At 73.7% G+C, this 247-nt stretch carries 1 protein-coding gene; it reads left to right on the forward strand.

The features are described 5' to 3' along the window. A partial coding sequence (locus tag ACLJNW_RS27455) for a gamma-glutamyltransferase (protein ID WP_410961718.1) occupies positions 1 to 247 on the forward strand: 247 nt, incomplete at both ends.

Genomic DNA, 247 nt, shown 5'->3' on the forward strand with positions numbered 1-247 from the left:
GGTCTCGCCGGTGATCGCCCGCCTGTGGCAGAGCGGCCTGGACAAGTTCCGCGCGGCGTTGCCGCAGCGGCCCGAGCTACGGGCCTGGTTCGACGAGTTCCTCATCGACGGCCGGGCGCCGCGCGCCGGCGAGGTGTTCCGCCAGCCGGGCCAGGCCGACACCCTGGACGAGCTGGCGCGCAGCCAGTGCGAAAGCTTCTATCGCGGCGAGCTGGCCAGGGCCATCGTCGGCCACGCCGAGTGCAGC

This window comes from Salmonella sp. SAL4457, assembly GCF_046548235.1.
Taxonomy (GTDB): Bacteria; Pseudomonadota; Gammaproteobacteria; order Enterobacterales; family Enterobacteriaceae; genus Salmonella; species Salmonella enterica.